5 protein-coding genes and 1 pseudogene are annotated in these 6,092 nt (G+C 69.1%); 3 read left to right on the top strand and 3 right to left on the bottom strand.

The genetic code is table 11. The features are described from left to right. Positions 1 to 11: 11 nt before the first annotated feature. Complete coding sequence (locus tag JGS22_RS25535) at positions 12 to 740, bottom strand: type 1 glutamine amidotransferase (protein WP_211039560.1); 729 nt, start codon at positions 738 to 740, stop codon at positions 12 to 14. A gap of 22 nt (positions 741 to 762) precedes the next feature. Further along, complete coding sequence (locus tag JGS22_RS25540; protein ID WP_211039559.1) at positions 763 to 2,004, bottom strand: MurT ligase domain-containing protein; 1,242 nt, start codon at positions 2,002 to 2,004, stop codon at positions 763 to 765. A gap of 129 nt (positions 2,005 to 2,133) precedes the next feature. Between JGS22_RS25540 and def the strand changes: the two genes are divergently transcribed. Beyond that, positions 2,134 to 2,730: a peptide deformylase gene (gene def / locus JGS22_RS25545; protein ID WP_211039558.1), complete on the top strand. Its 597-nt coding sequence runs from the start codon at positions 2,134 to 2,136 to the stop codon at positions 2,728 to 2,730. A gap of 119 nt (positions 2,731 to 2,849) precedes the next feature. On the opposite strand, the pseudogene JGS22_RS25550 reads toward def, so the two are convergent. After that, positions 2,850 to 3,461: pseudogene (locus tag JGS22_RS25550) on the bottom strand (TetR/AcrR family transcriptional regulator); the annotation flags it as partial. A 171-nt stretch (positions 3,462 to 3,632) separates the two neighbouring features. Here JGS22_RS25550 and JGS22_RS25555 point away from each other — a divergent pair. After that, positions 3,633 to 4,850 (top strand): acyl-CoA dehydrogenase family protein, encoded by a 1,218-nt coding sequence (locus JGS22_RS25555; RefSeq protein WP_211039556.1) that lies wholly within the window; start codon positions 3,633 to 3,635, stop codon positions 4,848 to 4,850. Positions 4,851 to 5,274: 424 nt separating this feature from the next. Beyond that, a partial coding sequence (locus tag JGS22_RS25560) for an alpha/beta fold hydrolase (protein ID WP_216815168.1) occupies positions 5,275 to 6,092 on the top strand: 818 nt, incomplete at its 3' end.

A 6,092-nucleotide genomic window follows, 5' to 3' on the forward strand; every position in this document is an offset into this window, starting at 1 on the left:
GAACCCGCCGGTCAGGGAGCCGCGGTGGCGGCGGCGATGCGCTCCGCCCGAAGCTCCTCGTACCACCGGTCGTCCACCGGCGGCAGCGCGTTCACATCCAGCGCCAGCTTCACCAGCAGATCCGCGATCTGCGGGTTTCGCGCCAGCACCGGGCCGTGCATGTACGTGCCGAACACGGTGTCGTTCCAGGCGCCCTCGGTCCCGTCACCGGTCCCGTTGCCCTTGCCCAGCCGCACCCGGGCGAACGGGCGCGCAGTCGGGCCCAGGTGCGTGATGCCCTGGTGGTTCTCGAAGCCGGTCAGCTGGGGCAACCGCAGGTTCTCGTCGATGTCCGCGAGGACGTCCCCCACGCAGCGCTCCGCCTCGCCGCGCGTGCTGACCACGTCCAGCAGGCCCAGACCCGGCTCGCGCTGCCCCAGATCGTTGATGAACTCCTGGCCGAGGATCTGGTAGCCGGCGCACACCGAGAAGATGATCGCCCCGTTGGAGGCTGCCCGGCTCAGCCCGCCGTCCCGCCGCAGCCGCTCGGCAGCCAGCCGCTGCGGCCGGTCCTCGCCGCCGCCGATCAGATAGATGTCGCCGGAGGTCGGCACCGGCTGGTCGGAACGCACATCCACCCGCTGCACGTTGAGGCCGCGCTGCTGCGCGCGCCGCTCGACCACCAGTACGTTCCCCTGGTCGCCGTAGGTGCTCAGCAGGTCGGGGTAGACCCAGACGACCCGCAGGCTCGTGTCACTCATGAATTGGTCACCCTTCAGCCGGTCAGTTGCCGACGACGCGGCGCAGGTCCTGGAATGCGGTGTAGTTCGCGATGGCCTCGATCCGGCCCGGCGGCAGCGCCCGAAGCGCGTCGTCCAAGCGCTCGAAGACCTGGAAGTCCACGCCCGCGACCTCCAGACGCACCGCGAGGTCCAGTCTGCGGTCACCGAGCACACAGATCGGATGCCCCGCCAGGCGGGAGTAGTCCACGTCCCACAGCCAGGACGTGTCGGTGCCGTCCGCGCCACGGGCGTTGACCGCCAGGATGACCGGCGTCGGCGGCGGGTCGATCAGCGAGAACGTCTCCAGCCAACCGGCCGGGTTCTTCGCCAGCAGGAGGCGGATCTGACGGTCCTGATAGGTCACCGTGTCGTACCGGCCGGCGACCGCCGCCACCTCGTACATCCGCTCCAGCGCCACCTGAGGCGGCACCCCGAACGCGGCGGCGACCGCGGCCGACGTCGTGGCGTTCGCGCGGTTGGCCCGACCGGGCAGCTGCAGCCGGATCGGCCAAGCGGCGCCGTGCGGATCGAGGACGTGGTCGCCCGAGAGCGCCCAGGTCGGCGTAGGACGCCGGAACCCGCACTCGCCGCACAGCCAGTCGTCGCCCGGGCGCTGCATCACACCGCCGCAGGACGGGCAGGACCAGGCGTCGTCCTTCCACTCCTGACCCGCCGCGACCCACACGACGTTCTGCGAGGACGAAGCGGCCCACACCACCAGCGGGTCGTCCGCGTTCGCGATGATCAGCGCCTTGGACCCGGCCAGGCTCTCCCGCCAGTGCTCGGCCAGCATCCGCGTCTCGCCGGCCCGGTCCAGCTGGTCGCGGGAGAGGTTGAGCAGCGCGATCGCCTTCGGCGTCACATCGCGCGCGACCCCGGCCAGGTACTTCTCGTCGACCTCGATCACGCCGTACCGAGCCCGCGAGCCCCCGGCGAGCGCCGAGGTGATGCCGGCAGGCATGTTGGCGCCCAGCGCGTTGGAGACGACCTCTTCGCCGGTGGCGCGCAACGCCTCGGCAATGAGCCGCGTCGTGGTCGTCTTGCCGTTGGTCGCGGAAACCAGGACGACGTCCAGGTGCGACGCCAACCGGGCCAACAGGTCGGGATCGAGTTTCAGCGCCACCCGGCCACCGATCACCGATCCACTGCCGCGGCCCGCGGCTCGGGACACCGCCGCCGCAGCCCTGCCCGCCGTCACGGCCAGTTTGGCGCGCGGCGACAGCGGGTCCGAATTACCTGTCATCGTCCTTGGTCCTCCTTGCGCTTCGCTCATGCCGCAGCCTATCGAGATATGGCGCCCACTCCCGAACCGCACCACAGCAGCAACCGCTCCCCGCCGCGACCGTCGGTGGCGGGCCGTAGTCTGAGCGTCATGCGAGAAGGTGAACCCGCCGGGGCGGTACGGCCGGTCAGTCTGTTCCGTGCCCCCGTGCTGCACACGCCGTGCCAGGAGGTGACGGAGTTCGGGCCCGAGCTGGAGCAGCTGATCGCGGACATGTTCGCCACCATGTACGCGGCAGACGGCGTCGGCCTCGCCGCCAACCAAGTGGGAGTCACCGCCCGGGTGTTCGTCTACGACTGCCCCGACGACGAGGACGAGCAGCAGCGCGGACACCTCGTCAACCCCCACCTGGCCGCCCTGGAGTACGGCGACATCACCGGCCCCGAGGGGTGCCTGTCGCTGCCCGGACTCGAGGCACGCACCGCACGCGCCGCCTACGCCCGGATTGAGGGCATGCGCAGTGACGGCAGCCCCGTCACGGTCGAGGGCGAGGGCTTCTTCGCGCGCTGCCTCCAGCACGAGTACGACCATCTGGAAGGGCTCGTCTACGCCGACCGCCTCGGCGCCCTGCGCCGTCGCCGACTGCTGCGCGCGGCAGCACGCGCGGACTGGGCAGGAGTCAGCGAGCGCATGCCGCTGCACGAGCGCGACCCCAGCTCCAACCCTCCGCCGCCCGCAGCCGGTTGACCGAGGCTCCGGTCCCGTCAGGCCCGGGGCAGCTCCGTGCCACTCTGTTCGTTTTGCCCGCTCTCGGCGCCGCTCTCCACCGGGCCGGCCTCCGCCCGATCCGTCCGCCCTGCACGGGGCCGATCCTCGGCGGTCGCGAGCGTTCCCCACAGCAGGTCGACCAGGTGCGCCACCAACTGCTCGCGCGGGCACGGGCGTTCACCCAGCCACCAGTCCCCGGCCGCGTGCATCATCCCCACGATGCCGTGCCCCCAGACCCGTGCCCGCTGCTCGCTGCCCGGACCGAGCTCCAGCCGGTCCTGGACGAACTTCCCCAGCTCCTCGCCGAGCCGGCGCAGCAACGGTGCGGTGTGCCGCCCCGAGTCGAAACCCTGCTCGCTCTCGGCCGGGTGCATCAGAAAACGGTAGACCTGCGGACGCGCCTCGATCCTGGCCAGATAGGTGTCGATCGTCGAGGCCAGACGTTCGCGCCGGTCCGAGGGGGCGTCCAGCGCCGCGCGCAGCGCTGCCAGCAGGGCGTCGGTGTGCCGTTCGGCGAGAGCCCGGTAGAGGCCGCTCTTGTCGCCGAAGTGCCGGTAGAGAATGGGCTTGGTGATCCCGGCCTCGGCTGCGATGGCGTTCATCGACGCACTCGGGCCGTCCCGCAGCACGACCCGGTCGGCGGCCTCCAGCAGCTCCTGCCGTCTGTTCTGTGCCGCGTCCCGCTGAGCCGCTCGCTGGCGGGTTTCCATTCCGTGTCCCTTCGGCCTGTGCGGTTCCACGGTTCGGAAACGTAACACCCGCGCGTCGACCAGGTCCCCGACTCCGGGCTCCGGAAGGAAGACAGGCGGGGGAGTTGACAGCCGATACTGATGGGTAACAAACTGCGGTTACCGCTAGTAACAAATACGTGGAGGCGCAAGATGGCGGAGTTCGCATTCGATCTCAACGAGGACCAGAAGTCAGTCCAGGAGTGGCTGCACGGCTTCGCCGCCGATGTCATGCGCCCTGCGGCGGCAGAGTGGGATGAGCGCGAGGAGACCCCCTGGCCCATCATCCAGGAAGCCGCGAAGCTCGGCATCTACTCCCTCGACTTCTACGCCCAGCAGTACTTCGACCCCACCGGCCTCTCCATCCCCATGGTGATGGAAGAGCTCTTCTGGGGCGACGCCGGCATCGCACTGTCCATCGTCGGCACCGGTCTCGCCGCCGTCGGCGTACTGGCCAACGGCACCGAGGAGCAGGTCGGTACCTGGATCCCGCAGATGTACGGCGACGAGAACGACGTCAAGCTCGCCGCGTTCTGCTCCTCCGAGCCCGACGCCGGCTCCGACGTCTCCGCGATACGCACCCGCGCCGTGTACGACGAGGCCAAGGACGAGTGGGTGCTCAACGGCACCAAGACCTGGGCGACCAACGGCGGCATCGCCAACGTCCACGTCGTCGTCGCCGTCGTCGACGCCGAGCTCGGCTCTCGCGGTCACGCCTCCTTCATCATCCCGCCCAACACCCCGGGCCTGAGCCAGGGTCAGAAGTTCCTCAAGCACGGCATTCGCGCCTCGCACACCGCCGAGGTCGTGCTCGAGGACGTTCGCGTCCCCGGCAGCTGCCTGCTCGGCGGCAAGGACAAGCTCGACGAGCGGCTCGCCCGCGTCCGCGAGGGCAAGAAGCGCAAGGGCAGCAACGCCGCCATGGCCACCTTCGAGGCGTCCCGCCCCGCAGTCGGTGCCCAGGCAGTCGGCATCGCCCGCGCCGCCTACGAAGTCGCCCTCGACTACGCCAAGACCCGCGAGCAGTTCGGCCGCCCGATCATCGACAACCAGGGTGTCGCCTTCCAGCTCGCCGACATGCGCACCAAGGTCGACGCCGCCCGACTCCTCGTCTGGCGTGCCTCCTGGATGGCCGCCGCACAGAAGCCGTTCACCGCGGCCGAGGGCTCCCAGTCCAAGCTCTTCGCCGGCGAGACCGCCAAAACTGTCACCGCGCAGGCCATGCAGATCCTCGGCGGCAACGGCTACACCCGTGAGTACCCCGTCGAGCGCATGCACCGCGACGCGGCGATCTACACCATTTTCGAGGGCACCAGCGAAATCCAGCGCCTGGTCATCTCCCGCACGATCTCCGGCGTATCGATCCGCTGACCGCACAACACCCCGCGCTGTCCCGAGAGGCCGTGCACCCGACACACGGGTGCACGGCCTCTCACACGCGCCAGCACGACTCTCACAAGAACTTCGATCACTCCGAACTGTTCGATTCATTTGAATCCGGATCAGTGCAGTGTTCGTTTCCCACAGAGCTGACCGGAGTCCGTTCGCAAGCATTGTCGGACGCTTTTCCGGGGCTCGCCCTCAATGGAGTGGGAAACGCTCCGCGACGCCATCTGCGGTGCTACACCTCGTAGTTCGCCGATTCACGTCCGTCAGGAGCAGCGCAGTGCCGGAACGCCCGTCCTTCTCGAGTCCCGACACAGACCCGGACGCACTCCGGGTGCCCCGCGCGCGGAGCGAACCCCGCGTCACAGAGCGGGAACTGCGCTACCGGGGATACCGCTTCACCTGCCGAGTGGCACAGCCCGAACACCCCGCGACCGAACCGCTGGTGATCCTCGGAGGCTCCTCACAGGACCGCCAATCCTGGGTGCGGCACGAGCGCCGGCTGGCGGAGATCGCCTGCGTCGTCACCGTGGACCTCCCGGGATACGGCGACTCCGATTTCCTCCCCGTCGAGCACGGCATGGACTTTCTGGCAGCCGCGGTCCACCACATGCTGACTTCACTGGAAATGCCACGCGTCAACCTCGTCGGAGCATGTTTCGGCGGAGCCATCGCCATGCGCCTCGCCCAGCAGCACCCCTCACTCATCGGCCGGTTGCTGCTGGTGGGAATGGCACGCCAACTGCCCAGCGACTACGCCGAAGTCGTCGACCGGTGGCGCGAACAGGCAAAAGCTGGCCAACTGACCGAAATCGCCGATGAATTGGTCACACGTTTCACTGCGGCCTCCGGCGCCGAATTCGTACGCCGACTCTCCGCGGTGGCACGATTCCTGCGACGCGAGTTCCTCGACATGGACGAAGACGGCCTGACCAAATGGGTGGAGCACAACGAGCGGCTCGTCGCGCACGACTGGTGCCGACCCGAACCGATGCCACCCGTACCGACCCTCGTCGTCACCGGCGAACACGACATCCTCACCCCGCCGGAAGAATCCCGCGCGCTCGCCGCCAGTCTTCCTCTCGCTCACTTCACGACGATCCGCGAGGCGGACCACCTCGCTCCCGTGGAACGAGTCGCGGAATTCGCCGAGTTGGTGGCCCGATTCTGCTCCGAAGGCCAATGGCGCGACCTGGACTTCTGCCACCCCGTGGAGAGCTTCGACAA

Source organism: Streptomyces tardus (assembly GCF_018101125.2).
GTDB lineage: Bacteria > Actinomycetota > Actinomycetes > Streptomycetales > Streptomycetaceae > Streptomyces > Streptomyces tardus.

What these genes read in the sequence shown, in the direction of transcription:
- JGS22_RS25535 (WP_211039560.1), bottom strand. Translation starts at nt 740, where the DNA reads ATGAGTGACACGAGCCTGCGGGTCGTCTGGGTCTACCCCGACCTGCTG.
- JGS22_RS25540 (WP_211039559.1), bottom strand. Translation starts at nt 2,004, where the DNA reads ATGACAGGTAATTCGGACCCGCTGTCGCCGCGCGCCAAACTGGCCGTG.
- def (WP_211039558.1), top strand. Translation starts at nt 2,134, where the DNA reads ATGCGAGAAGGTGAACCCGCCGGGGCGGTACGGCCGGTCAGTCTGTTC.
- JGS22_RS25555 (WP_211039556.1), top strand. Translation starts at nt 3,633, where the DNA reads ATGGCGGAGTTCGCATTCGATCTCAACGAGGACCAGAAGTCAGTCCAG.